The sequence below is a fragment of the Cupriavidus sp. USMAHM13 genome (assembly GCF_001854285.1).
GTDB lineage: Bacteria > Pseudomonadota > Gammaproteobacteria > Burkholderiales > Burkholderiaceae > Cupriavidus > Cupriavidus malaysiensis.
In genome coordinates, this window is sequence record NZ_CP017752.1 from 3,157,715 (window position 1) to 3,183,030 (window position 25,316).

21 protein-coding genes are annotated in these 25,316 nt (G+C 70.3%); 8 read left to right on the forward strand and 13 right to left on the reverse strand.

Translation table 11 applies throughout. From position 1 onward, the window contains the following. Positions 1–18: 18 nt before the first annotated feature. Positions 19–492 (reverse strand): Lrp/AsnC family transcriptional regulator, encoded by a 474-nt coding sequence (locus tag BKK81_RS32075; RefSeq protein WP_071021446.1) that lies wholly within the window; start codon positions 490–492, stop codon positions 19–21. 384 nt (positions 493–876) lie between these two features. On the opposite strand from BKK81_RS32075, the gene hppD reads away from it, so the two are divergent. The 3 genes from hppD (at position 877) to BKK81_RS32090 (ending at position 4,941) form a co-directional block, all read left to right on the forward strand. After that, on the forward strand, positions 877–1,956 hold the full coding sequence (hppD, locus tag BKK81_RS32080; RefSeq protein ID WP_071021449.1) for a 4-hydroxyphenylpyruvate dioxygenase: 1,080 nt from the start codon (positions 877–879) through the stop codon (positions 1,954–1,956). 205 nt (positions 1,957–2,161) lie between these two features. After that, entirely contained in the window at positions 2,162–3,553 is a 1,392-nt protein-coding gene (locus BKK81_RS32085) for an amino acid permease (RefSeq protein WP_071021452.1), read from the forward strand. A 188-nt stretch (positions 3,554–3,741) separates the two neighbouring features. Next, positions 3,742–4,941: an amino acid aminotransferase gene (locus BKK81_RS32090; protein ID WP_071021454.1), complete on the forward strand. Its 1,200-nt coding sequence runs from the start codon at positions 3,742–3,744 to the stop codon at positions 4,939–4,941. Positions 4,942–5,058: 117 nt separating this feature from the next. Here BKK81_RS32090 and BKK81_RS32095 read toward each other — a convergent pair whose 3' ends face one another. Next, complete coding sequence (locus tag BKK81_RS32095) at positions 5,059–5,403, reverse strand: hypothetical protein (protein ID WP_071021457.1); 345 nt, start codon at positions 5,401–5,403, stop codon at positions 5,059–5,061. A gap of 262 nt (positions 5,404–5,665) precedes the next feature. Between BKK81_RS32095 and BKK81_RS32100 the strand changes: the two genes are divergently transcribed. Continuing rightward, a complete protein-coding gene (locus BKK81_RS32100; RefSeq protein WP_071021460.1) occupies positions 5,666–6,766 on the forward strand; it encodes an alpha/beta fold hydrolase in 1,101 nt (366 codons plus the stop codon). 9 nt (positions 6,767–6,775) lie between these two features. Here the strand turns inward: BKK81_RS32100 and BKK81_RS32105 are convergent, their stop codons facing one another. The 3 genes from BKK81_RS32105 to BKK81_RS32115 form a co-directional block, all read right to left on the reverse strand. Continuing rightward, complete coding sequence (locus BKK81_RS32105; RefSeq protein WP_071021462.1) at positions 6,776–7,693, reverse strand: DMT family transporter; 918 nt, start codon at positions 7,691–7,693, stop codon at positions 6,776–6,778. A gap of 131 nt (positions 7,694–7,824) precedes the next feature. Beyond that, positions 7,825–9,027 carry a class C beta-lactamase gene (gene ampC, locus BKK81_RS32110; RefSeq protein WP_071021465.1) on the reverse strand — a complete coding sequence of 401 codons (1,203 nt, stop codon included), beginning with the start codon at positions 9,025–9,027 and terminating at the stop codon, positions 7,825–7,827. Positions 9,028–9,178: 151 nt separating this feature from the next. Beyond that, positions 9,179–10,099: a DMT family transporter gene (locus BKK81_RS32115; RefSeq protein WP_071021469.1), complete on the reverse strand. Its 921-nt coding sequence runs from the start codon at positions 10,097–10,099 to the stop codon at positions 9,179–9,181. A gap of 69 nt (positions 10,100–10,168) precedes the next feature. On the opposite strand from BKK81_RS32115, the gene BKK81_RS32120 reads away from it, so the two are divergent. From BKK81_RS32120 to BKK81_RS32130, 3 genes are all read left to right on the forward strand, one after another. Further along, the gene (locus BKK81_RS32120) at positions 10,169–10,996 is read left to right on the forward strand and encodes an AraC family transcriptional regulator (protein WP_071021472.1); all 828 of its coding nucleotides are present in this window, start codon (positions 10,169–10,171) and stop codon (positions 10,994–10,996) included. 142 nt (positions 10,997–11,138) lie between these two features. Then, on the forward strand, positions 11,139–11,834 hold the full coding sequence (locus BKK81_RS32125) for a type 1 glutamine amidotransferase domain-containing protein (RefSeq protein WP_071021474.1): 696 nt from the start codon (positions 11,139–11,141) through the stop codon (positions 11,832–11,834). Between the two features lie 120 nt (positions 11,835–11,954). Continuing rightward, positions 11,955–12,881, forward strand: a complete 927-nt coding sequence (locus BKK81_RS32130) for a cytochrome c (protein WP_071021475.1) — start codon at positions 11,955–11,957, stop codon at positions 12,879–12,881. A 34-nt stretch (positions 12,882–12,915) separates the two neighbouring features. On the opposite strand, the gene BKK81_RS32135 is transcribed toward BKK81_RS32130, so the two are convergent. The 8 genes from BKK81_RS32135 to BKK81_RS32170 form a co-directional block, all read right to left on the reverse strand. Next, positions 12,916–13,743, reverse strand: coding sequence for a M55 family metallopeptidase (locus BKK81_RS32135; protein WP_071021478.1), 828 nt, complete (start codon positions 13,741–13,743; stop codon positions 12,916–12,918). Next, a complete protein-coding gene (locus tag BKK81_RS32140) occupies positions 13,731–14,822 on the reverse strand; it encodes a DmpA family aminopeptidase (protein ID WP_071021481.1) in 1,092 nt (363 codons plus the stop codon). Before BKK81_RS32140 ends, BKK81_RS32135 begins: the two co-directional genes overlap by 13 nt. A 10-nt stretch (positions 14,823–14,832) precedes the next feature. Next, the gene (gsiD, locus tag BKK81_RS32145) at positions 14,833–15,741 is read right to left on the reverse strand and encodes a glutathione ABC transporter permease GsiD (RefSeq protein WP_071021483.1); all 909 of its coding nucleotides are present in this window, start codon (positions 15,739–15,741) and stop codon (positions 14,833–14,835) included. Positions 15,742–15,753: 12 nt separating this feature from the next. Beyond that, a complete protein-coding gene (gene gsiC / locus BKK81_RS32150) occupies positions 15,754–16,674 on the reverse strand; it encodes a glutathione ABC transporter permease GsiC (protein ID WP_071021486.1) in 921 nt (306 codons plus the stop codon). Positions 16,675–16,861: 187 nt separating this feature from the next. Then, entirely contained in the window at positions 16,862–18,415 is a 1,554-nt protein-coding gene (gene gsiB, locus BKK81_RS32155) for a glutathione ABC transporter substrate-binding protein GsiB (RefSeq protein WP_071021489.1), read from the reverse strand. A 61-nt stretch (positions 18,416–18,476) separates the two neighbouring features. Next, positions 18,477–20,369: a dipeptide ABC transporter ATP-binding protein gene (locus BKK81_RS32160; RefSeq protein ID WP_071021491.1), complete on the reverse strand. Its 1,893-nt coding sequence runs from the start codon at positions 20,367–20,369 to the stop codon at positions 18,477–18,479. Between the two features lie 50 nt (positions 20,370–20,419). After that, positions 20,420–21,388 (reverse strand): isoaspartyl peptidase/L-asparaginase family protein, encoded by a 969-nt coding sequence (locus BKK81_RS32165; protein ID WP_071021494.1) that lies wholly within the window; start codon positions 21,386–21,388, stop codon positions 20,420–20,422. Continuing rightward, positions 21,385–22,356, reverse strand: a complete 972-nt coding sequence (locus tag BKK81_RS32170) for a MurR/RpiR family transcriptional regulator (protein ID WP_071021497.1) — start codon at positions 22,354–22,356, stop codon at positions 21,385–21,387. Before BKK81_RS32170 ends, BKK81_RS32165 begins: the two co-directional genes overlap by 4 nt. 929 nt (positions 22,357–23,285) lie before the next feature. Here BKK81_RS32170 and pgaA point away from each other — a divergent pair. Continuing rightward, on the forward strand, positions 23,286–25,307 hold the full coding sequence (gene pgaA / locus BKK81_RS32175) for a poly-beta-1,6 N-acetyl-D-glucosamine export porin PgaA (protein WP_231908155.1): 2,022 nt from the start codon (positions 23,286–23,288) through the stop codon (positions 25,305–25,307). The last annotated feature ends 9 nt before the right edge of the window (positions 25,308–25,316 follow it).

Here is a 25,316-nt window from a genome sequence, read left to right on the forward strand (position 1 = left end):
CGGAGCACCGGTCCCGCTTCAGCTTTCGAGCGGCATCGCGCTCGTGCACTTGATCTCATCCAGGCATACGCTTGACTTGACGCCGCTGACGCCGGGAATGCGCATCAGCGTATCGAGCAGGAAGTCCGACAGCGACTTGAGGTCGCGCGCCACCACTTTCAGCACGTAATCGATGTCCCCGGTGACCGAAAAGCACTCCTGGATCTGCGCCAGCTCGGCCACCAGCCCCTTGAACTTGGAGAGGTCGCGGATATGGCCCCGCTCCATCGTCACATGGATGAAGGCGACCACGCCGAAGCCCAGCGCGGCCGAGTCCAGCCGGGTTTCATAGCGCTTGATGATGCCGGACTCCTCGAGGCGCCGGTGGCGCCGCAAGGTCTGCGCCGGCGACAGGCGGATGGCCTCGGCCAGCTCGAGGTTGGAGGCCCGGCCGTGCTCCTGCAGGACGCCCAGCAAGCGGCGGTCGATGCGGTCCAGCTCGGTAATCTGCAATTTCATCTCCTTGAAGTCTGTCTCGATGCAATTTCGTGTCGCAATCTAGGGTTTCCCTGTGTGGCTTACGAAATCCTATTTTCCACGTCGGAATATACACTGCCCGTCATGCCTGCAGTGCGCGGCACGGGAATCGGCCTCGATTTCCCTGCGCTGGCACCGACGGGCGCGGCGTGGCGCAAGCGATACGGCATGCGGCACGCCTGCAATATTATTTCTCTGCCCCCGAGATCGTGCATGTCCCTACCTGACAGTACAGCAGCCCGTCTTGCCCGCTTGCGCGGCCTGCGCCTCGGGACTCCGACCCCGTTTTGCCGCCACCTGGGCGCGCCCGCGCGCGCCGACGGACGCGGATTCCCCCTCCCACTTCGCTGAGCAACCGCCATGGCCGATCTGTTTGAGAACCCGATGCAATTGATGGGCTTCGAATTTGTCGAATTCGCCTCGCCCACCCCCAATGTGCTGGAACCGCTGTTCGAGCAGATGGGCTTCAGCCTGGTGGCACGCCACCGCTCCAAGGACGTGCTGCTGTACCGCCAGGGCGACATCAACTTCATCATCAACCGCGAGCCCAAGAGCCAGGCCGCCTATTTTGCCGCCGAGCATGGTCCCAGCGCCTGCGGCATGGCCTTCCGCGTGAAGGACTCGCACAAGGCCTACGCCCGCGCGCTGGAACTCGGCGCCCAGCCGGTCGAGATCGCCACCGGCCCGATGGAACTGCGCCTGCCCGCCATCAAGGGCATCGGCGGCGCGCCGCTGTACCTGATCGACCGCTTCGAGGAAGGCAAGTCGATCTATGACATCGACTTCGAGTTCGTCGAAGGCGTGGACCGCCACCCGGCAGGTCACGGCCTGAAGCTGATCGACCACCTGACGCATAACGTCTACCGCGGCCGCATGGCCTATTGGGCCGGCTTCTACGAGAAGCTGTTCAACTTCCGCGAGATCCGCTACTTCGACATCTCGGGCGAGTACACCGGCCTGACCTCCAAGGCCATGACCGCGCCCGACGGCAAGATCCGCATCCCGCTGAACGAGGAATCGGCCAAGGGCAGCGGCCAGATCGAGGAATTCCTGATGGCCTTCAACGGCGAGGGCATCCAGCACATCGCCCTGCTGACGGAAAACCTGGTCGACGTCATCGACAAGCTGCAACTGGCCGGCGTGCCGCTGATGACGGCTCCCAACGATTTCTACTACCAGGGCCTGGAGAAACGCCTGCCGGGCCACGGCCAGCCGGTCGACCAGCTGCAGGCGCGCGGCATCCTGCTGGACGGCACCACCGAAGGCGGCAAGCCGCGCCTGCTGCTGCAGATCTTCTCCAAGACCCTGCTCGGCCCGGTGTTCTTCGAGTTCATCGAGCGCCAGGGCGACTACCGCGACGGCTTCGGCGAAGGCAACTTCAAGGCCCTGTTCGAATCGCTGGAGCGCGACCAGATCGAGCGCGGCACCCTGAAGGTCTGAGCAACCGACCAGGCCGGCGCAGCACGCGGCGGCCCGGCAGCCCGCCGGCCCACAAGGCCGGCCGGGCCGCTGTCCCCTGCCGGCGGCAGCGCAGCCTGCTGCACGCCGCCGGCGCCCCCCCCCAAGCAAGCGCCCGCGATCAAAGAGATCGATGACCAACAAGAGGCGCCCATCCGCATTCCATAAGAATGGGTAGAGGAAAGACATGAATCCCGACAATGAGAGCGGCACGCTCAAGCGCGGCCTGAAAAACCGCCATATCCAGCTGATCGCGCTGGGCGGCGCCATCGGCACCGGCCTGTTCCTGGGCATCGCCCAGACCATCAAGATGGCCGGACCGTCCGTGCTGCTCGGCTATGCCCTGGCAGGCATCGTGGCCTTCTTCATCATGCGCCAGCTCGGCGAGATGGTGGTGGACGAACCGGTGGCCGGCTCCTTCAGCTACTTCGCCGACAAGTACTGCGGCCACTTCGCCGGCTTCATCTCCGGCTGGAACTACTGGGTGCTGTACATCCTGGTCAGCATGGCCGAGCTGTCGGCCGTGGGCATCTACGTGCAGTACTGGTTCCCGCACGTGCCGACCTGGATCTCGGCGCTGGCCTTCTTCCTGGTCATCAATGCCATCAACCTGTCGAGCGTGAAGTCCTTCGGCGAGATGGAGTTCTGGTTCTCGATCATCAAGGTGGCGGCCATCATCGGCATGATCGGCTTCGGCGGCTACCTGCTGGTGTCCGGCGCGGCCGGCCCGCAGGCCAGCGTCACCAACCTGTGGCAGCACGGCGGCTTCTTCCCCAACGGCCTGTCCGGCCTGGTGATGGCCATGGCCGTGATCATGTTCTCGTTCGGCGGCCTGGAACTGGTCGGCATCACCGCGGCCGAGGCCGACTCGCCGCAGACCACCATCCCCAAGGCCACCAACCAGGTCATCTACCGCATCCTGATCTTCTACGTGGGCGCGCTGGGCGTGCTGCTCTCGCTCTACCCGTGGGAAAAGGTGGTCACCGGCGGCAGCCCCTTCGTGCTGATCTTCCACGCGCTCAACGCCGACATCGTCGCGCACGTGCTGAACCTGGTGGTGCTGACGGCAGCGCTGTCGGTCTACAACAGCGGCGTCTACTGCAACAGCCGCATGCTGTACGGCCTGGCCAAGCAGGGCAACGCACCGCAGGCGCTGCTGAAGGTCAATCGGCGCGGCATCCCGCTGGCGGCGCTGGGCGTCTCGGCCCTGGCCACGGCGCTGTGCGTGGTGATCAACTACTTCATGCCGGGCAAGGCTTTCGAGCTGCTGATGGGCCTGGTGGTGTCGGCGCTGCTGATCAACTGGGCGATGATCAGCATCATCCACCTCAAGTTCCGCCACGATAAGCGCCGCGCCGGCCAGCAGACCCTGTTCCGCAGCCTGGGCTATCCGTTCACCAACTACCTGTGCCTGGCCTTCCTGGGCGGCATCCTGGTGGTGATGTACCTGACTCCCGACCTGCGCATCTCGGTCTACCTGATCCCGGTCTGGCTGGGCGTGCTGGCGATCAGCTACCGCTTCCGCCAGAAGCGCCAGCCCGACGGCGCCGCGCTGGGCCGCGGCATCACCGCGCAATAAGCCGTGACGCAGCCGGGCCCCTGTCGGCCCGGCTGCGGCCGGCCACCGCTGCGGCCACGGTCACGGCCGCGGGCTGACCCGGCCGGCCATCTGTGGCATGCTCTCTCTTTTGGCCCGTCCGCAACCGCCGGACCGCCAGCCGCACCACCTCAAAGCTTCAACCCAAACCCAAGCACGCAGGAACTCCCATGTTCGAACACATCGAGGCCTTTCCGGGCGACCCCATCCTCTCGCTGAACGAGAGCTTCCAGCACGACCCGCGCACCGAGAAGGTCAACCTGAGCATCGGCATCTACTTCGACGACGAAGGCAAGCTGCCGGTGATGCAGGCCGTGCGCGAAGCCGAATCCGCGCTGCTGGCCGAGATCGGCCCGCGCCCCTACCTGCCGATGGCCGGCCTGGCCGGCTACCGCGACGCCGTGCAGGCCCTGGTGTTCGGCGAACAGTCCGAGGCGCGCGCCAAGGGCCGCATCGCCACGCTGCAGACGCTGGGCGGCTCGGGCGCGCTGCGCGTGGGCGCCGACTTCCTCAAGCGCTACTTCCCCAAGGCCCAGGTCTGGATCAGCGACCCGAGCTGGGAGAACCACCGCGTGGTGTTCGAGCGCGCCGGCTTCACGGTGCAGAGCTATCCCTACTACGACGACGCCACCGGCGGCCTGAAGTTCGACGCCATGCTGGCCGCGCTGCGCCAGGTGCCCAAGGGCGACGTCGTGCTGCTGCACGCCTGCTGCCACAACCCGACCGGCGTGGACCTCGACCAGGAACAATGGCGCCAGGTCATCGCGGTACTGAAGGAACGCGGCCTGCTGGCCTTCGTCGACATGGCCTACCAGGGCTTCGGTGCCGGCCTGGACGACGATGCCTTCGCCATCCGCGAGATGGAACGCGAGGGCCTGTCCTTCCTGGTGGCCAACTCCTTCTCGAAGAACTTCTCGCTGTACGGCGAGCGCTGCGGCGGCCTGAGCGTGGTGTGCCAGAACGCCGACGAGGCTGGCCGCGTGCTCGGCCAGCTGACCGGCGCGGTGCGCGCCAACTACAGCAACCCGCCCACGCACGGCGCGCGCATCGTCAACAAGGTGCTGACCACGCCGGCGCTGCGCGCCCAGTGGCAGGCCGAACTGGCCGCCATGTGCGAGCGCATCGCGCGCATGCGCCAGGCCATCCATGACAGCCTGGTCGGCCACGTGAGCGGCGAAGCGCTGACGCGCTACGTCAAGCAGCGCGGCATGTTCACCTACACCGGCCTGAGCGCCGAGCAGGTCGACCGCCTGCGCGAAGAGTACGGCGTCTATGTGCTGCGCTCGGGCCGCATGTGCGTGGCGGGCCTGAACCAGCGCAATGTGTCGGTGGTCGCCAAGGCCATCGGCGAGGTGCTCGCCAAGGCCTGAGGCCACGGCACGGTGCCATGCCCAGGGCATGCGCACCGGCACCGGCGGGGCCGCGCGGCCCCGCCGTCTCCATCTCCCCGATTCCGCCCTATCCCGCAAAGGGACTGGCCGCCTGCCTCACAGGCCGCGCCAGGCGCCGCGCAGATAGTCCTGCGGCGCATCGCCGCGCCGGATCGCGCCCAGCAGATCTTCGATGAACCACGGCAGCACCAGCCGGGTTTCGCTGTCCGAGACACCGACCCGCAGAGTGCGGCCGCCGGTGCCAGCGGCCGCCTCCGCCGCCATGGCCTCGTCGCCCGCCGCGCACACCAGCGCGGCATCGTGGTCGCTGGCGGCGCCCAGCGGCGGCTGCAGCGCGAACGCTGCGCCCGATGCCGTGGCCAGCGCGAACGTCAGCGCGACCGCCAGCAGTTTCATCATCAACATGGCGCTCATGGTGGCAACCCGGTTGCTGGGATGCATGGTCTCTGTCCTCCTGGATATGAATACCAATACGGTGCATTGTCTTGCGATGGCGGCATGATAGGCAGGCCGCCGCCGGCGCGGTAGGACGAAGTTGTGTGCAATTGTGCGAATCTGTCCGCGCCGCCGTTCGCCTCACCTCGCCTCACCTCGCCTCACCTCTCCGCCGCACAGTTGCGCACAGAATTCCTTCATCTGCTCACAGACCGCGTCCCGCCCGTCTCCTAGACTGCCGTCGGCTTCCCCCTCTGGAGATCGGACCATGATGCCTTACCCGCCGCCGGCCCCGCTGCGCCGGCGCTCGCTGCAGACCCTGGCCACCCTGCCCGCCGCCTGGCTCCTCGCATCGCTCTCCGCCTGCGGCGGCGGCGGCGGCGGCGGCGGCGGCGGCGAAGACCAGCCTGCGGCGGCAGCCGTAAGCGACCGCCAGGTCACCGTGGCCCCCGGCGTGGCGCTGCATGTGCGCGACTGGAACCCCAGCCGGCCCGGACGTACCGTCGTACTGCTGGCCGGTCTGGGCGGCAATGCGCAGGGCTTCAACGGCCTGGCCGCCGCGCTGGCGCGGCGGGCACGGGTACTGGCGATCAGCCGGCGCGGCTACGGCCGCTCCGACAAGCCGCTGCCCGCTGCCGGCGGCGGCTATGATCCCGCGACCTTGGTGGCGGATCTCGACGCGGTCCTGCGCACGCTGCGCGTCGACGAGATCGTGCTGTGCGGCCACTCCATCGCAGGCAATGAGTTGACACTGTTCGCCGGCCGCTATCCGCACCGCGTGCGCGGCCTGGTCTATCTCGACACGAGCTACGACTACACGCGGCCGGTCCCCTGGCACGGCGAACCGCCGCCGGACAATCCGGCGCTGGAGGAGCCCGAGCCTGGTCCGGCGGACCAGGCCTCGCTGGCGGCGGCCACCGCCTTCGCCAGGCGCGTGTCGAAGCTGTGGTCCGCCGCCGCCGAAGCGCAGCTGCGCGACTCGCTCACGCTGTTGCCCGACGGCAGCGTGCGCCCGAACACTCCCGCCCCGGTCGCCGCAGCCATGGCCGACCAAGGCCACGCCTTCTCTCCCGACTACCGCGCGGTCGCTTCGCCAGCCCTCATCGTCGCTGCCGAGCCGGGCGCGATCCCCGATATGTTCCCCTGGCTGTCCGCTACCACCGACGCCGCCACGCTGGCCGACGCACAGACCATGCTGGGCATCTTCCGCCAGGCACGCCGCATCGACGCCGGGCGCCTGGCCGCAGCGCTGCCGGGCAGCCGCGTCCTTTGGCTCCCGCATGCCAGCCATGCGAACTTCTTCGACGAATACCAAGGCGAAGTGGTCCGCGCGATCGAATCGATGCCCTGGTACGAGGCGGACCGCTAGTCCACTGAATCATTGAGAATGCCCTGACTCGTGGCCGGACACCCCTTCCGCAGCAGCGTGCCGGGGCCGTGCCGGCGCCGGCGCGCGCAGGCCCGCCGCCACGATGGCGGCGACGATCACCGCCGCGCCGAGCAGCGTGCGCGCATCGGGCTGCTGCCCGAAACAGGCCCAGGCGAAGGCGATGGCATAGACCGGCTCGAGCGCGACCACCATGCCGACCGTGCGCGCCTTCAGCCAGCCCAGGGCGGTCACGAACAGGGAGTGCGCCAGCCCGGTGCAGAACACGCCCAGCACGGCCAGCCAGAACCATGAGGCAGCCGGCAGCGCGGGCAGCTCCCGCGCGGCGAAGGGCAGCGTGACCAGTGCCACCACCAGGTTCTGCCCGCATGCCACCTGCAGCGGATCCATACCGGCGGCCGCGCGCCGGTTGGCCAGCGCCAGCAGGGCGAACGCCAGGCCGGATGCCACGCCCCAGGCCAGCCCGGCGGTGCCGCTGTCGGCCAGGTCGAGCGAGGGAGTCACCAGCACCAGCCCGGCCGTGACCAGGCCCAGCAGCAGCCACTCCGCCGCGCCGACGCGCTCGCGGAACAACAGACTCTCCAGCAAGGTGATGAAGGCCGGGAAGCTGGCGAAGCCGAGCGTGGCAATGGCGATGCCGCCGACCTTCACCGCGACGAAGAAGGTCACCCAGTGGGCGGCCATCAGGCAGCCGGAGAACGCCAGCGCGCCGGCGCGCGGCAGCGTGAGCGCGCCGGACACCGCTTTCCCGCGCAGGCGCGCGGCCAGTGCCAGCACCGCGGCGGCAAAGGCGGCCCGCCCCATGGTGATCGCCACCGCGCTGGCGTGGATCAGCTCGCCCAGCACGCCGACCAGGCCGAATAACAAGGCAACCAGGTGGACACAGGCGAGCGCGCGGCGATGGGTCATGCGGGGCAGGTCGGGTAGCAGGTCAGGTGGCAGGTCGGATGGCGACCCCGCGGTGACGCGGCACGCGGGCGCCGCACCGCGCTATGATCGCATGCCTTGGCGGCGCCGCGCCCCTGCGCGCGCCCTTGCGCTCAGGGCGACGGCCGCAGGCATCCCGCCGCGCCGCCCAGCCGCGACAGGATGCGATAGGCCAGCCCGACCCGCGCGGCGCTCGGCGTATTGCGGTTGGCCAGCACCACCACCCCGAGGCGCTGCCCCGGCACGAACGCCACATAGTTGCCGAAGCCATTGGTGGAGCCGGTCTTGTTCACCAGCACGTCCTGCGCCGGCGCGCGCGGCGGCACCAGCTCGCGCACCGGCGTGCCGCGCAGGGCGTTGGCGGGATCGTTGCCCTGCTGCAGCGTCGCTTCCGCCACCGGGCAGGGGTACTGCTCCCAGACCAGGTCCTGCGTCATCGCGCCCACCTGGTAGTAAGCGGTGCGCGTGAGCGTGACGGCCTGCTGCAGCGGGCCGTCCAGCGGCACCGTGCCCAGGTTGGCCTGCACGAAGCGCAGCATGTCGCCGGCCGTGGCGCGCGCGCCATAGGCTGGCGCGGCAAGCAGGCCCGGGGCCATGCGGATCGGCCGGCCGTCCAGGGTATAGCCCTGGGCATAGTCCGCCATCCTGGCCGGCGGCACCTCCAGGAAGGTATCGGACAGGCCCAGCGCCGGCAGCAGCCGCGCCTGCATCGCGCTGGAGAAGTCCTCGCCCAGCGCCTTGGCCACGGCCATGCCCAGCGTGCCGATGCCCGGGTTGCCGTAGGTGCGCCAGGTACCGGGCGCGTGCTCCGGCTGCCAGCGCTTCAGGTAGTCCAGCCACTGCGCGTCGCTGCCGATGCCGTCCGGCACCTGCAGCGGCAGCCCGCCCGGCGTGTGCGTGCCGAGATGCACCAGCCGCAGGCTGCCGAAGGCGCTGCCCCGCAGCGCCGGCAGGTAGCGCTCGACCGGGTCGGACAGCGACAGCCGGCCTTGCTGCTGTGCGTACTCGGCCAGCGTCGCCGTCAGCGTCTTGCTGACCGAACCCAGTTCGAACAAGGTGCGCGAGGAGACCGGCACTCCGCTCTCGCGCGAGGCGACGCCGTAGTAGAAAAGATGGGATTGGCCCGCCTGCGCCACACCGACGGCCATGCCCGGGATACCGTACTCGCGCATGACCGGCAGCACCGCATCGTCCACCACCTGGCGCACGGTGGCAGGCACCGCGCCGGGAGCGGGCTCCGCCTGCGCCGCCGTGCCGGCCGCCGTACCCACCGCCACCAGGCAGGCGGCCAGCGTGGCCGCAGTCCATCTCTTCATCGCTTGTTCTCCATCAGCACCCGGCGCGTTCCAGGCAATGGCGCACAGCCTAGCGCAAGGCAGGGGACGGCGCAGCCGCGCGCGGCGTAACCGGCGTAACCAGGCATAAGCGGCGCAGGAACCTCAGCGGCGCAACCGCCGCGCCCCGCCCTCAGCCGCCGGCCGTCTCGCGCAGGTCGGCACGTGCGGCCGGCCAGCCGCGCCGCACCGTCTGCGCCAGCACCACGCCGGCCAGCGCGGCGCCGCCCCCCAGCAGGTGGTAGCCGTGCAGGCGCTCGCCGAACCAGCCGACGGCGATCGCCGCGGTGGCCACCGGCAGCAGGTTCATGAACATGCTGCAACGGTTCGGGCCCAGGTAGCGCACGCCCTGCATCCACAGGAACGGCAGCACCACCGAAGCGAGGGTGCCGGCATAGGCGATCAGCGGCAGGCTGGCGCGCGTCGGCAGCACGGCCTGGGCAGGCAGGCGCAGCACCAGCAGCGCCATCAGCAGCAGCGCGGCAAGCGCCTGCAGATAGGTCGACTGCCAGGCCGGCAGCCCGCTCTGCCAGCGCCGCAGCAGCACGCCGTAGAGGGCATAGGCCAGCGCGGCCGCCAGCATCAGCAGGTCGCCGGCGTGGGCGCCGCCGGCCAGCAGCGTGGCGGGCTCGCCGGCGCTGATCAGGTAGACCAGCCCGCCGAAGGACAGCACGCCGCCGCCCGCCATGCCGAGGGTCGGCGCCTCGCCCAGCAGCCACACCGACAGCAGCATGGTCAGCAGCGGCACCAGCGAGGTCATGATCGCCATATTGGTCGCGGTGGTGGTCTTGGCCGCCTCATACGACAGGCACTGGAACAGCACCATGGCCAGGAAGCCGAGGAAGGCCAGCCTGGGCAGCTGCGGCGCGATGGCGGCGCGGTTGCGCCAGGCCGGCTTCAGCACGAACAGCGACATCAGCGCCACGGCCAGCACCAGGCGCCAGAAGGTGATGGCCTGCGGGTCGATGGCATGGGCGGACAGCTTCGACACCATGACGTTGCCTGCCCACAGCAGGATGGCGAAGAAGGGAAAGAGAAGGGAAAGGTCGGGCATGGAATCGGGCTCCTGGCAGCAGTGAGATGCGATGATGCCGACGCCCGGAAGAGACCGTCTCCCGCTAGAATGACTCAAGCTATCGCAAAACGGTCACCCTTGTCCCGCGCCCCCTCCTCGATGATTCCGCTGCCCCCGCAAGACGTCCACGCCCGCCACGAGGACACGCCGATGCCGGTGGCCGCGCTGGCTGCCGACTACCCGCATGGCGCGCTGGTGGCGCTGCACCGCCATCGCCGCGCGCAGCTCCTCTACGCGGTCGAGGGCGTGATGCTGATCGAGGCGCAGGCGGGGCGCTGGGTGGTGCCGCCCACGCGCGCGGTATGGCTGGATGCGGATGTCGACCATACGGTGCGCATGAGCGGCAACGTCAAGATGCGCACGGTCTTCGTCGAGCCCGGCACGGTCGAGCACCTGCCGGAGCGCAGCTGCGTGGTGGAAGTGCATTCCCTGCTGCGCGAACTGATCCTCGCCGCTGTCGAGATCCCGCTCGACTATGCGCCGGGCAGCCGGCACGAACTGCTGATGAAGCTGCTGCTGGCCGAGCTGGCGGCGATCCCGCGCCTGCCGCTCTACCTCGCCTGGCCGCGGCATGCCGGCCTGCGTGCCGTGTGCGAGGCGGTGCTGCGCAGCCCCGACGCACCCCACACCGTGGCGCAATGCGCGCGCACCCTGGGCGTGGCCGAGAAGACGCTGCACCGCCTGTTCCAGCGCGAGACCGGCATGACCTTCGGCCGCTGGCGCCAGCAGGCGCGGCTGTTCCTGGCGCTGGAGCAGCTCGCGCACGGCGAGAAGATCGTCAATGTAGCGCTCGACCACGGCTACGCCAGCCAGAGCGCTTTCGCCGCCATGTTCAAGCGGCACTTCGGCGTCGCCCCGTCCGCCTTCTACCGCTGACGCCGCCGCGCCGGCGCGGCCCTGGCCCGCTGGTACCGCACTATAGTGGGTGCAAGCCACGCGCCGCGGCACCCTGCCCGCGCGCCGCCTCCGCCATTCCCTGCAATTCCGACATTGCCGACATTGCCGCCAGGAGCCAGCCATGAGCCAGCGCATCTTGATGATCGTCACCTCGAACCACCGCATGGGCGCATACGACAAGCCGACCGGCCTGTGGGCCGAAGAACTGGCCACGCCCTGGTACGCGCTCGTCGATGCCGGCGTCGCCATCGAGCTGGCCTCCCCTGCCGGCGGCCCGGCGCCGATCGACCCGGGCAGCATCCAGCCCGAGGGCCGCAACGAGGCCGCGGTCGCGCGCTTCCTGGCCGACCCTGACCTGCGGGCCCGCGTCGCCGCCACCAGCAAGACCGCCGACCTGGACATGGCCGGCTTCGACGCGGTGTTCTTCCCCGGCGGCCACGGCACCATGTGGGACCTGCCCGGCGATGCCGGGGTCAAGCGCCTGGTCGAGCAGGCCGAGGCGTCCGGCAAGATCATCTCCTCGGTCTGCCACGGCGCCGCCGGCCTGGTCAGCGCGCGCCGCGCCGACGGACGGCCCCTGGTCGCGGACCGGACCGTGAACGCGTTCACCAACGCGGAAGAGATCGAGGTCGGGCTGCAGGAGGTGGTGCCCTTCCTGCTGGAGTCCCGCCTGCGCGAACTGGGCGGGCGCTTCGAATGCGCGCCGAACTGGCATCCCTTCGCCGTGCGCGACGGGAACCTGATCACCGGCCAGAACCCGCAGTCGTCGGAACGGGTGGCGCGCGAAGTCCTGCAGGCGCTCGGACTCGCCGCCTGAGCCCTGCTTGCAGGAAGGCCGGCCGGGCACTATGCTGCACGCGCCGGCGCCGCTGGGCCTCCGCCTCCACCTGGGGGGCGGCCCGCGGCGCGCATCATGACATCCGGAGGAAGACAAGGCATGAACGCCTGGATCACGAGAACGCTCGGCCTGCTCGGCTGCGCCCTGGCCCTGCTGGGCAGCCCCGCCGGCGCCGCGGGCAAAGCGGGCAAAGCGGGCAAAGCGCACGAAGCACACCAAGCGCACAAGGCACAGAGTGCCGCCACCGCAACCTTGACCATCGTCGCCGACACGCAGCGGCGCAGCTGGACGCGGCGGGAACTGCTGCGCGACCGCCGCCTGGCCAGCATCACGGTCGACGACGACAACCTGAAGCGCCGCATGACCGTGCGCGCCATCCCGCTGGCCGCGCTGCTGGAGGGCCTGCCGGTCGCGCCCGATGCCAGCGCGACCACCGCCGCCAGCGACGGCTACGTCTCGCACCTGCCGATGCGCCTGCTGCTGGCCGACGGCGCCGGCGAACCGCGCGCCTGGCTGGCGGTGGAAGATCCCGCCGCGCCCTGGCCCAGGCTCAAGGGACATGACATCGGCCCGTTCCGGCTGGTCTGGACCACGCCGACGCCGCAGGCGGCCGCGCAGGTCAACGAGAGCCTGTGGACCTACGCCATCGTGCGCATCGATCTCGCCGCGGCGCCGGCGGAACGCTTCGCCGCCATCCGCCCGGCGCCCGGGCTGCCTGCCGACGGCCCGGTAATGCGTGGCTTCGCCACCTTCCAGCGCGTCTGCTTCTCCTGCCACTCGCTCAACCGCGCCGGCGACGCCAACCTCGGCCCCGACCTCAACGTGCCCTACAACCCGGTCGAGTACCTGGGCGACGACAAGCTGGCCCGCCTGATCCGCAATCCGCAGGCGCTGCGCTGGTGGCCGAACTCGCGCATGTCCGCGATCGACGAGAAGACCCTGCCCGATGCCGACCTGCAGGACCTGCTGGCCTACCTGCACCACATGGCGGGCCGCAAGGCCGAGGCGGCGGCCCCGGCCAACTGAAGCATCGCGGCCGCGCCGCCCGGGAACCCAGGCGCTAGCGCAGCATGAAAGACATCGCCGACAGGCAGTTGAGCATGCGCACCGCATCCTGGACCGAGCCGGCGGCGAACTCCAGCAGGTCGCCATCGAGGCGCTCCAGCGCCGGCCACTGGCAGAACAGGTCGGCATGGCCCGGTGTCTGCGTCTGCAGCCGGCAACGCAGCGGCGTGGCCAGGATCAGGCGCCCCGCGCCGGCCGCCTCGATGGCGGCGCGCACGGCCGTCTCGGCGGCGCCGGCGATCGCCGCGCGCGCCGCGCCCGGCGCCAGCGAGGTACCGCTGGCGAAGCCGCCGGCACGCTTGGTCTCGACATAGCGCACCCACGGCATCAGCCTGCGCGTCTCCTCGATGAACACGTCGTCGCCGCTGGCCATCAGCACCGGCACGCCGAACTCGCCGGCCAGCGCGCCGTAGAGCCCCGCCTCGCCGAGTTCCAGCCCATCGAGCCAGACGCGCGCGAAGGCGCCGCTGTTGATGGTGTGCGCCAGCACCCCGCGGCCCTGCGCGCGCCCGTGGTAACCCACCAGGAAGACGCCATCGCAGCCCTGCTCCACCCCGGCCATCATGCCGAGGTAGCGCGGCTTGCCCAGCACCAGCCGCGCGCGCGGGTCGAGCTGGTCGGGCAGCAGGTTGCGGAAGCCGCCATGCGAGTCGTTGACGAGGACTTCCGTGGCGCCGCCGGCGAAGGCGCCCTGCACCGCGGCATTGGCCTCGCCCGTCATCCAGGCGCGGGCGCGCTCGTACTCGCCATTGCCGGCGCGGGTCTGCTCGGCGTGGAACACGCCGGCCACGCCCTCGATATCGGTCGAGATCAGGATGCGCATGCGGACTCCCACGCTTCGCTCGCCAGGCCCGGCAGCAGTTCGCACAGCGCCTGGCGGCGATGCCCGTCGCGGCCGCTCACGCCTTGCGCCCGCCACAGTGCGTGGACGATGGCCTGCTCGACACAGTCGGCGGCGGCGCGGAACAGGGGATCGAGCCGCGTCTCGTGCAGCATCGGCAGCGCGGGCATCGGCGCCGCGGCCAGGTGCGGCACGGTGTAGGCGGTGGAAAAGGCCAGCGCGATGTCGCCGGAGCCGTGGCCGAACACGGAACCGGTGCGCGCCAGCCCGGCACCGGCGCGCAGCGACAGGCGGCGCAGCTGGCGCGCATCCAGCGGCGCGTCGGTGGCGATGAGCATGATGATCGAGCCCTTCTCCGGCTCCGGCTCCGCCGCGGCTTCCGCGCCCGCCAGGGCCTGCGCCGAGGCCAGCGCGCCCATCAGTTGACGGCCCAGGCGCCGGCCCGCCACCGTCAGCGCGTCCGGCGTGCCGAAGTTCGCCAGCACCAGCGCGCCGACCACGTGGCCTGCCGCCAGCCGCGAGGCGCTGCCGATGCCGCCCTTGACGCCGAAGGCCGACATGCCGCGCCCGGCGCCGACCGCGCCCTGGGCGAAGCCGGTCCCTGCCGCGGCCAGCGCGGCATCGTAGTGCGAGGCCTGCAGCGCCATCGCCTGGATATCGTTCAGGTAGCCGTCGTTGCACTCGAACACGAGCGGATTGAGCGTGGGCCACGCGCGCCCGATCTCGGGACTGGCGGCGATGGCGGCGCGGATCTGCGCCTGCGACACCACGCTGACGCTGAAGGTATTGGTCAGCGCGATCGGCGTTTCCAGCACGCCGAGCTCCTCCACCTGCACCAGGCCGACGCTCTTGCCGAAGCCGTTGAGCACGCTCGCGGCGGCCGGCACCTTGTCGGTGTAGAGATTGCCGCCGTGCGGCAGCACCACCGTCACGCCGGTCTGGCAGGCGCCTTCGGCCAGCGTGGCGTGGCCCACCGCCACGCCTGCCACGTCGGTGATGGCGTCGCGCGGCCCGGCCGGCAGGTCGCCGATATGAGGCACAGCACAGCGGGGAAAAACCATGCGGGTCACCTCAGCGGCGGTCGATCTTCGGGTCCAGCGCGTCGCGCAGGCCGTCGCCGAGCAGGTTGAAGGCCAGCACCGTCAGGAAGATCGCCAGGCTGGGGAAGATCGCCACGTGCGGCGCCGTGACCATGTCGGCGCGCGCCTCGTTGAGCATCGCGCCCCACTCCGGCGTGGGCGGCTGCGCGCCGAGGCCGAGGAAGGACAGGCTGGCCGCCGTGATGATCGAGGTGCCGATGCGCATCGAGAAGTAGACCACGATGGACGACACCGTGCCCGGCAGGATGTGGCGCACCAGGATGGTCCAGTCGGAAGCGCCGATGCTGCGCGCCGCCTCCACGTAGGTGAGCCGCTTGAGCATCAGCGTATTGCCGCGCACCAGGCGGGCGAAGGCGGGGATGCTGAAGATGGCCACGGCGAAGATCACGTTGACCATGCCGTTGCCGAGGATGGCCACCACGCCGATCGCCAGCAGGATGCCCGGGAAGGCGAACAGCACGTCGGAGATGCGCATCACGATGCGGTCCCACCAACCCTCGTAGTAACCCGCCAGCAGGCCGAAGGCGGTCCCGATCACCGCGCCGATGATGACCGACAGGAAGCCGGCGGCGAGCGAGATGCGGGTGCCGGCCAGGATGCGGCTGAAGATGTCGCGGCCGAGCGAGTCGACGCCCATCCAGTGCGCGGCCGAGGGGCCGGCATTGAGCGCGTCGTAGTCGAAGAAATTCTCCGGATCGTAGGGCACGATGTGCGGTGCCAGGATGGCCACCAGCACCAGCAGCAGCACGAACACGCCGGCGCCCAGCGCCAGATGCTGCTTGCGGAACTTGCGCCAGAACTCCGACCAGGGCGTGCGCACGCCCTCGGGCGTGGCGGTGCCGGCACCGTTGCCGGCGGCGGGCGTGGAAAGCTCAGTCATGCCGGCCTCCTCTTACTTGTAGCGGATGGCGGGATTGATCACCGTGTAGAGGATGTCCACCACCAGGTTGATCAGGATGAATTCCAGCGAGAACAGCAGCACCTCGGCCTGGATCACGGGGTAGTCGCGCATTTCGACGGCGTCCACCAGCAAGCGGCCGAGGCCGGGCCAGTTGAACACCTTCTCGACCACGATGGAGCCGCCCAGCAGGAAGCCGAACTGCAGGCCCATCATGGTGACCACGGGAATCATGGCGTTGCGCAGGGCGTGCTTGGCCACCACCACGCTCTCGCGCACGCCCTTGGCGCGCGCGGTGCGCACGAAGTCCTCGTGCAGCACCTCGACGAAGGAGGCCCGCGTGAAGCGCGCCATCACGGCGGCGACCGCCGCGCCCAGCGTCAGCGAGGGCAGGATGTAGTGCTTCCAGCTGTCGGCGCCGATCGAGGGCAGCCAGCCGAGCTGGACCGAGAACACCTCCATCAGCAGCATGCCCAGGGCGAAGGCCGGGAAGGAGATGCCGGACACGGCCAGCGTCATGCCGAGCCGGTCCGGCCAGCGGTTGCGCCAGACCGCGGAGCAGACGCCGATCACCATGCCGAACACCACGGCCCAGGCCATCGAGGCCAGGGTCAGGTAGAGCGTCGGCAGGAAGCGGTCGCCGATCTCCTCGCTGACCGGGCGCTTGGTGCGCAGCGAGGTGCCGAACTCACCGCGCACCGCGTTCGAGAAGAAGCGCACGAACTGCTCGGGCAGCGGCCGGTCCAGCCCCAGGTCCTTGCGCACCAGTTCCACCGTGCCCACATCGGCCTCGGGGCCGGCGGCGAGCCGCGCGGGATCCCCGGGCAGCAGGTGGACGAACAGGAACACCAGCACCGCCACGATCAGCAGGGTGGGGATGACGCCCAGGAATCGTTTGAGAAAGTAGTTCAGCATGACGCACCAACAACGCACCAACAACAACGGAATGGGACCGCCGGCCGCCCGTCCATGACCCCGCAACCCGGACGGGCGGCCGCTCGCGGCCGACTGCTCGACGCGGCGGAGCGTGGCGGCATGCGCCGCGCCCGCCGTGTCCTGCGGGACACCGCGCGTACCCGGCCGGGGTACGCGCGCGACGTCCTTACTGCTTGATGTCGATGTCGTCGAAGTTGAACGAACCGTCGGGCATCACGTAGGCACCGCTCAGGCGCTTGGCGCGCGCGAACAGCACCTTCTCGGTCACCAGGAAGGCCCACGGTGCATCCTTCCAGATGCGCTCCTGCGCGTCCTTGTACAGGCGCGCCTTCTCGCCGCGGTCGGTGGTGCGCAGCGCGCCGGCGATGTCGGCGTCGACGTGGTCGTTCTTGTAGTAGGCGGTATTCAGCAGCTTGGGCGGCATCGACTCCGAGGCCAGCAGCGGACGCAGGGCCCAGTCCGACTCGCCGGTCGACGACGACCAGCCGACGTAGTACATGCGCACGCCCGCCTCTTCCGGCTTCTGCACGCTCTCGACCCGCTCCACGCGCTGGCCGGCTTCCAGCGCCTGCACCTGGGCCTTGATGCCGACCTGCTGCAGCTGCTGCTGCACGAACTGGATCACCTTCTGCGCGGTGGTGTGGTTGTAGGCCGACCACAGCGTGGTCTCGAAGCCGTTCGGATAGCCGGCCTCCTTGAGCAGCTCGCGCGCCTTGGCCGGGTCATACGGCCACGGACCCAGCTTCTCGGCATAGTCCACGCCCGGCGGCACCACGCCCACCGACGGCACCGCGTAGCCGTTGAAGGCCACCTTGGCCAGCGCTTCCTTGTTGATGGCGTAGTTGATCGCCTGGCGCACCTTCGGGTCGTTGAACGGCTTGACCATGGTGTTGAAGGTGACGTAGCGCTGGATGATCGAGGGCGCGTCGATCAGGTCGACCTTGGGACTGGCCTTGAGCACCGCGGCCTGCTCGAAGGGAATGCTGAAGGCGAAGTCCGCCTCGCCGGTCTGCATGATGGCCGAGCGCGTGTTGTTGTCGACCACCGGACGCCAGGTGATGGAATCGATCTTCGGATAGCCGGTCTTCCAGTAGCCGGCGAACTTCCGGCCCTTGAGGAAGTCGGGCTGTTTCCACTCGACGAACTCGAAGGGGCCGGTGCCGACCGGGTGGAAGGCGATCTCCTTGCCGTACTTCTTCAGCGCGGCGGGCGAGATCATCACCGCCGAGGGGTGGGCCAGCACGTTGATGAAGGGCGAGAACGGCTCCTTCAGCGTCACGCGCACGGTGCCGGCGTCGACCACCTCGGTCTTGGCCACGCGGTTGAACAGCGTATAGCGCTTGAGCTTGTTGGCCGGGTCGGTGACGCGGTCCAGGTTGGCCTTGACCGCTGCGGCGTCGAAGGCGGTGCCGTCGTGGAACTTGACGCCCTTGCGCAGCTTGATGGTATAGACCAGGCCGTCCTTGCTGACGTCGTAGCTCTCGGCCAGCACGTTGACCAGCTTCATGTCCTTGTCGAAGCCGAACAGGCCCTGGTAGAAGGACTTGCAGGCGGCCTGCGACAGCGTGTCATTGGCGTCGTAGGGGTCGAGCGTGGTGAAGGTGGAATAGACCGCCATCACCGCGTCCTTGGCGGCGAAGGCGGGCGTCGCCGGCAGGCCGAGGGCGGTGGCGGCGAAGGCGCCGGCAGCGAGGCCGGGAGTGAATCTGCGCAGGTTCATGAGCATTGCTCCTTGAAAAACTTGGGTGCGGGTGGATCGGGACGATCCGCTTCAACCCGCTTCAATACAGGCCGCCGACGGCGTGCCGCGCCACGAAGTGCGCGTGCGCGCCGCTGCCGCCGACATGCACCAGCGGCCTCACCTCCGGCTCGTCGCCGATGGCGCGGATCGGGCTGGGAATCTCGTCCGACAGCGGCTCGCGCTTGAGGTGGCGGCGCGCCGGGTCGGCGATCGGCACCGCCGACATCAGCTTCTTCGTGTACGGGTGCTGCGGGTTCTCGAAGATGGCCCGGCGCGGGCCGATCTCGACGATCTGCCCCAGGTACATCACCGCCACGCGGTGGCTGACGCGCTCCACCACCGCCATGTCGTGCGAGATGAAGAGGAAGGCCACGCCGAACTCGCGCTGCAGGTCCAGCATCAGGTTGACGATCTGCGCCTGGATCGAGACATCGAGCGCCGACACCGACTCGTCGGCGATCACCACCTTCGGGTTGAGCGCCAGCGCGCGCGCGATGCAGATGCGCTGGCGCTGGCCGCCCGAGAACTCGTGCGGATAGCGCGCCGCGTGCGCCGGCGTCAGGCCCACCTTCTCCAGCAGCCAGGCCACGCGCTGCTCGGCCTCCTTGCCGCTGGCCGCCTTGTGCACCAGCAGCGGCTCCATGATCGAGTAGCCGACCGGCACGCGCGGGTCGAGCGAGGCGAACGGATCCTGGAAGATGAACTGGATATTGCGGCGCAGGCTCTGCAGCGCCGCGCCCTGCAACTGGCCGATGTTCTGCCCGGCGAACTCGATGGTGCCGCGCTGCGACGCCACCAGCCGCAGCAGCGAGCGCCCCGTGGTGGACTTGCCGCAGCCCGACTCGCCCACCAGCGCCAGCGTCTCGCCCGGGTAGAGGTCGAAGCTGACCTGCTCCACCGCGTGCACGCGGCGCTGCACGCGGCCGAACAGGCCGCCGGGCACGTCGAAGCGCGTCACCAGGTCGCGCACGCGCAGGATGGGCGCGGCATCGGCCGGCACCGTGTCCTGCGGCGCTTCGTCCACCGGCTGCGCCTCGGCGCCGGACTGCACCAGCGGAAAGCGCGCCGGCAGGTCCTTGCCCGCCATCGCGCCCAACTTCGGCACGGCCGACAGCAGCGCGCGCGTGTAGGGATGGGCCGGCGCGCGGAACACCTCGCCGGCACTGCCCTCTTCCACCTTCTCGCCGCGGTACATCACCAGCACGCGGTCTGCCACCTCGGCCACCACGCCCATATCGTGGGTGATGAAGACCACGCCCATCTGCATCTCGGCCTGCAGGCTGCGGATCAGCTGCAGGATCTCGGCCTGGATGGTGACGTCGAGCGCGGTGGTCGGCTCGTCGGCGATCAGCAGCGCCGGCTTGCACGACAGCGCCATGGCGATCATCACGCGCTGGCGCATGCCGCCGGACAACTGGTGGGGGAAGCGGTCGAGCACGCGGCGCGCTTCCGGGATGCGCACCAGCTCCAGCATGCGCAGCGCTTCGGCGCGCGCCGCGGCGCGGCTCTTGCCCTGGTGCAGCCGGATCGATTCCGCCACCTGCTCGCCGACCGGGAACACCGGGTTCAGCGAAGTCATCGGCTCCTGGAAGATCATCGCCACGTCGGCGCCGCGCACGCCGCGCAAGGTCGCGGCGCCGGCCCGCGCCAGGTCGATCACCTCGCCGCCGCGCCGGCGCAGCGCCATGCTGCCGCCGGCGATGGTGCCGCCGCCATGCTCGACCAGGCGCATCAGCGCCAGCGAGGTCACCGATTTGCCGGAGCCGGACTCGCCGACCACCGCCAGCGTCTCGCCGCGGTCGACGTGGAAGGACAGGTTGCGCACCGCCTCGACGGTACGCTCCGAGGTGACGAAGCGCACCGTCAGGTCGTCCACCGAGACGACCCGCTGCGGCGGCAGCACCAGTTGGGATGGAGTGGAATGGCTAGCCACGGCGGCTCTCCTTGCAATGCGGCTGGCGCGGCGGCCGGAACGGCACGGCCTCAGCCATAGATCGATACCTCGACGGGCCCGTCCACGCGCGCGCTGCCGCGGTACATCCCTTCGGTGTTGAACGGCAGCGCGACGTTGCCCGCGCGGTCCACGGCGATCAGGCCGCCGCGCCCCCGGATGGCGGGCAGCTTCTCCATCACCACGCGCCGCGCCGCCTCCTGCAGCGACAGGCCCGCGTAGCGCATCTGCGCCACCACGTCGTGCGCGGCCACGGCGCGGATGAACATCTCGCCGGTGCCGGTGCAGGACACCGCGGCGACGTCGTCGGCATAGCAGCCGGCGCCGATCAGCGGGCTGTCGCCGACGCGTCCCACCAGCTTGTTGGTCACGCCCCCGGTGGAAGTCGCCGCCGCCAGGTTGCCGTGCCGGTCGCAGGCGACCGCGCCGACGGTGCCGAACTTGCTGTCCGGGTCGATCGGCTCGGCCCCGGCCTGCTCCTGCGCCACCAGCGTGGCGGCATCGTGGTCCAGCAGCATGCCGGCCGCGGCGCGCGCGCGCTGCCACTGCTCGGTGCGCGCCGCGGTGTAGTAGAACCCGGGCGGCACGCACTCCAGGCCCTGGGCCGCGGCGAAGGCCTCGGCGCCCTCGCCGGCGAACAGCACGTGCTCGCTGTGCTCGAGTACCGCGCGCGCCGCCAGGACCGGATTGCGCAGGCGCTGCACGCAGGCCACCGCGCCGGCGCGCAGCGTGGCGCCGTCCATCACGGCGGCATCCAGCTCATAGGTGCCGGCACGGGTCAGCACGGCGCCCTTGCCGGCATTGAAGAGCGGGCACTCCTCCAGCAGGCGCACGGCCTCGGTGACGGCATCGAGCGCGCTGCCGCCGCCGGCCAGGATGCGCTGGCCGGCCTGCAGCACGTGCTCCAGCGCGGCGCTGTACTCGCGTTCGCGGGCGGCGTCCATGGCGGCCCGCGTGATGGTGCCGGCGCCGCCGTGAATGGCGATGACTGCTTGCTTCATGACGATTTGCGGGATCTGGCGTTGTTGACGGGGCGGCGCGGCGGCACGTCCGGCGCCTCGCGCCGGGCCTCGGCCACGCGCGGCGCCTCGGGAGTGCGCAAGGCCGGCGTACCGTGCAGCCAGGGCAGCAGGAATTCGGTCATCTCGGCGGCGCGCTGCACCGAATGCGCCGAGCGGTGCGCCACCGCATCGCACAGTGCTTCGATCAGCGCGGTCACGACGGCATCGGCATTGGCCGACAGGCGGCTGCCGGCGCTGGCATAGAGCGCGATATCGGCCAATGGCGCCAGCGGCGAGAGCGGCCCGTCGGTCAGCGCCAGCAGCCTGACACCGCGCGCCTTGATCCGCTCGGCCAGCAGCACGGTATCCGAAACGTAGCGCGGGAAGGCGATGCCGATCACCAGGTCGCCCGCTTCGAGCTTGAACAACTGGCGCGCGGCATGCGAGGCACCGGCGGCGGTCGACACCGACGACACCGTGCGGCAGTGCAGTTCGAGTCCGTGCTGCAGCAGCCCCGCCAGGAAGCCGCTGGCGCCGAAGCCGATGATGTAGACGCGGTGCGCCGCCAGGATCGCCTCCACCGCGCGCTCGCAGGCGTCCGCATCGAGGCCGCGGCGCGTGGCCTCGAGGTTGCGGGCGGCATCGTCGAGCGATGCCGCCATCGCCTCGGCCGCGGTGGCCGGGCGCTCCAGCTCGTCGCGCAGGCGCTCCACCGGCGCCAGCGTGGCCTCGAAGCCGCGCACCAGCTCCGCGCGGAACTGCGGATAGCCCTCGAAGCCGAGCGCATGGGCGAAGCGGTTGGCCGTCGCCACCGAAACCTGCACCGCGGCGGCGAGTTCGTCGATGCGCATGGTCGCCGCGCGGAACGGATTGTCCAGCACGTAGTGGGCCATGCGCTGGTGGGCAGGCGTCAACGCCGGCAGGCTGCGGGCGATGCGCTCGGCGATGGTCTGGCTGGCCTGGGTCATTGGCGGATGCCTCGGCCTGGTGCAGCGCCACGGCCGCCGCGGCGACCCTGCGCGAAGATGGGGCAGGTGTGCATGAAAATGGGATTTCTTGCGAGCTGATTCAATGTAAATGAATTTACACGCAAAGACCGGGCCAGCGATAGTGAGGAAGACCCCACCGAGGGAAATCCCTGAGAGCGTGCCTGGCGGACGGGGAGGACGAAGAACGGGCCGTTCGCGCCGGCCGGCGCAGTTCCGGGCGGCGGCGGGGCGGCGGGAGGCGGGAGCGCGCGCCTGCAAGGCGGGCGGGACGTGGATGCCGCGCGGCCGCAACGTGGCCGAAGGTGGGATGAGATGCCGAACCGCCAGCGGCGAACCATCGGTGCAGGAGCCGCCGCGTGGCAGCAAGCTGCCACGCGCCTTGTGCCGCACAAGCCAGCTAGAAGGATGAGTCCTCATCCAAATCTCCCCCGCGCGCCCTAGATCCTCTGGCCACTGCCGCTACCCGCCCGGATCGACCAAGATTCCATGGCACAAGCCCGCTTTTGGAAACCCGGGAGACGACGCGGCAAAAAAGCGCGCCCCGGCGACCCAGGGCACTTTGAATCGAAGCAGGACGGCCGTCCGTGCCGCCGCAGCGCCTTGTACCGCGGCGGCACGCCGGTCCTTGGATGGGGAAAGTGCGCGGCCGGCCGGCGCTCTGCCGGATGGCCGCCAAGTCAGGTCGCGTTCTTTGCGTTTCGGGTTACCGAGAATGGCACGGCGGCATGGCACCGTTCTTCCGGCGCCATGCGACGGCGATCGCGCTCGCCGGCGAAGTCCCGTTGCCCGAGAAAAGACCATGTGGTGCATGGCCGGCAAAGACGCCCCAGGGAGACGAGCTGCGGCTCTTCTACCGACCACTCCGGGGGGGGGTCACCGTGAAATCATCCCAGCCGAATCGCAGGCGCTTGCGGAGCACGCTCAAGACGACGGCGGTGCTGCTAGCCCTGTTCGCGCGTGATCATGGCGGAGCCCAGGCCGCCGGCGCCGAGCGCGCGGCGCCAGCGGCGCGGCCCTCCCAGGCAGCGCCCGCCAGCCCGCCCGAGTCGCCGCAGGCCCTGCGCCAGCGCCTCTTCGCCCTGGCCGAGGACGGCTCGCCGCAACTGGCACTGGAGCAGGCCACGGCGCGGCCCGAGGTGTTCTCGCGCGCCGACCTGCTGCAGCTCGAGCACCTGGTCGTCGCGCAGGAGATCCGCTGGGCGCGGCAACAGGCCGGCGCCTCCAACGCCCCCGACCGGCTGGCGGCCGCCGACCACGCACTGGCCGGCGCCGACGCGCTGCTCGAGCGCATCCCGCCCGACGAGTCCTACCAGGCCTTGCGGCGCACGGCCCAGGCCGACCGCCTCACCGCCCTGGCGGTGCGCGGGCGCATGGCCGAGGCCAGCGCGCTGTACGAGCAGATCGCGCCGCCAGCCGGCGAGCCGCTGCCGGCCGCCGCCTACGTCGCCGCCGGCGACGCCTATGCCTACCAGGACAAGCCCGACCTCGCGGCGCACGCCTACGAGCTGGCCCTGCAATCGCCGCGCGAACCCATCGCCGAAACCACCGAGCCCTACGCCCTGACCCGCGTCAGCGTGCAGGAAAGCCTGTTCTTCGCCTACCTCGACCAGGGCCGCTACGAGACCGCGCATGCGCTGGTGACCAGCATGCTGCGCACCACCCCTGCGCAGGACGCGCTGTCGGTGGATATCGACAAGACCAATCCGGACTACGGCACCGTCATGAAGCTGCAGGCGCAGTACCTGCTGTACACCAACCACGTCGACGAGGGCGTGCGCGCGCTCGACGCGCTGCGCAGGGATGCGCCGTTCGACCCGACCCTGCTGACGGCCCGCGCCGATGGCGCGCTGGTGCAGGAGCGGCCGCACGGCGCGCAGGAGCTCTACCAGCAGGTCCACAACGACCACCCCGAGGACATCGCCAGCCTCGCCGGCATCGGCGAAACCTCACTGCAGCGCTACCAGTTCGAGCAGGCGCGCACCGTTGCCACCACCTTCGGCGCCGGCTTCCCCGACAACAACGCGGTGCGGCTGTTCGAGCGCGACTACCGCATCTACGAACGGCCCCAGCTGATCATCGAGGCGGGCGGCGAGCGCGGCAACGCGGCGCTGGCCGACCAGGCCTGGGCCATCGATACGCACCTGTACTCGTCGCCGCTCGCGCTGTACTGGCGCGTGTTCGCGCACCAGTTCTCGGGGCGCGCCGACACCGGCAACGGCAACAGCGTCAGCCGCGTGCGCAACGGCGCGGGCGTCGACTACCGGCGCGACGGCTGGGAAGCCAGCGCCGAAGTGCACCAGTCCACCGGCGGCGAGGGGCGCACCGGCGGCACCGGCACGCTGGCCTACCAGCCCGACGACCATTGGCGCTTCAGCCTGGGCTTCGATTCGGACGCCAACGACCTGCCCTGGAAGGCCTACCAGGCCGGCGTCACCGGGCGCACCGGCACCGCCAGCGCGCGCTATTCGCAGGACGACCGGCGCTACTTCAACCTGTCCTACGCCCTCTCGCGCTACAGCGACACCAACCTGAACCAGCAATGGCTCGGCACCGTCTACCAGCGCCTGCTCAATACGCCGCGCCACCAGGTCTCGCTCTGGCTCGACGTCGGCACCGACAGCAACACGCTCGCCGGCACCGCCTACTTCAACCCGCGCCGCGACTACATCGCCCAGGTGCGCTCGATGTACCAGTGGACGCCCTGGCGCTACGCCGACAGGTCCTTCAGCCAGCGCGTCTACGTGAGCGCGGGCGGCTACCACCAGGACGGCTTCGGCGACAGCATGCTGTGGGAGGCCCGCCTGGAGCACTACTGGCAGCTCGGGCGCAAGGCCTCGCTGACCTACGGCATCGGCATCGGCAGCCGCCGCTACGACGCCGCGCGCGAGACCAGCAAGCTGATCTACCTCACCCTCAACGTGCCACTCTGAGCCAGCCGC

Bases quoted from the DNA above. Each gene is read 5' to 3' on its own strand.
- BKK81_RS32090 (WP_071021454.1), top strand. From the start codon at position 3,742: ATGTTCGAACACATCGAGGCCTTTCCGGGCGACCCCATCCTCTCGCTG.
- BKK81_RS32120 (WP_071021472.1), top strand. From the start codon at position 10,169: ATGACTCAAGCTATCGCAAAACGGTCACCCTTGTCCCGCGCCCCCTCC.
- BKK81_RS32130 (WP_071021475.1), top strand. From the start codon at position 11,955: ATGAACGCCTGGATCACGAGAACGCTCGGCCTGCTCGGCTGCGCCCTG.
- BKK81_RS32170 (WP_071021497.1), bottom strand. From the start codon at position 22,356: ATGACCCAGGCCAGCCAGACCATCGCCGAGCGCATCGCCCGCAGCCTG.
- BKK81_RS32105 (WP_071021462.1), bottom strand. From the start codon at position 7,693: ATGACCCATCGCCGCGCGCTCGCCTGTGTCCACCTGGTTGCCTTGTTA.
- BKK81_RS32115 (WP_071021469.1), bottom strand. From the start codon at position 10,099: ATGCCCGACCTTTCCCTTCTCTTTCCCTTCTTCGCCATCCTGCTGTGG.
- gsiD (WP_071021483.1), bottom strand. From the start codon at position 15,741: ATGACTGAGCTTTCCACGCCCGCCGCCGGCAACGGTGCCGGCACCGCC.
- BKK81_RS32095 (WP_071021457.1), bottom strand. From the start codon at position 5,403: ATGCATCCCAGCAACCGGGTTGCCACCATGAGCGCCATGTTGATGATG.
- BKK81_RS32135 (WP_071021478.1), bottom strand. From the start codon at position 13,743: ATGCGCATCCTGATCTCGACCGATATCGAGGGCGTGGCCGGCGTGTTC.
- BKK81_RS32140 (WP_071021481.1), bottom strand. From the start codon at position 14,822: ATGGTTTTTCCCCGCTGTGCTGTGCCTCATATCGGCGACCTGCCGGCC.
- gsiC (WP_071021486.1), bottom strand. From the start codon at position 16,674: ATGCTGAACTACTTTCTCAAACGATTCCTGGGCGTCATCCCCACCCTG.
- BKK81_RS32100 (WP_071021460.1), top strand. From the start codon at position 5,666: ATGATGCCTTACCCGCCGCCGGCCCCGCTGCGCCGGCGCTCGCTGCAG.
- BKK81_RS32165 (WP_071021494.1), bottom strand. From the start codon at position 21,388: ATGAAGCAAGCAGTCATCGCCATTCACGGCGGCGCCGGCACCATCACG.
- BKK81_RS32125 (WP_071021474.1), top strand. From the start codon at position 11,139: ATGAGCCAGCGCATCTTGATGATCGTCACCTCGAACCACCGCATGGGC.
- BKK81_RS32085 (WP_071021452.1), top strand. From the start codon at position 2,162: ATGAATCCCGACAATGAGAGCGGCACGCTCAAGCGCGGCCTGAAAAAC.
- ampC (WP_071021465.1), bottom strand. From the start codon at position 9,027: ATGAAGAGATGGACTGCGGCCACGCTGGCCGCCTGCCTGGTGGCGGTG.
- gsiB (WP_071021489.1), bottom strand. From the start codon at position 18,415: ATGAACCTGCGCAGATTCACTCCCGGCCTCGCTGCCGGCGCCTTCGCC.
- hppD (WP_071021449.1), top strand. From the start codon at position 877: ATGGCCGATCTGTTTGAGAACCCGATGCAATTGATGGGCTTCGAATTT.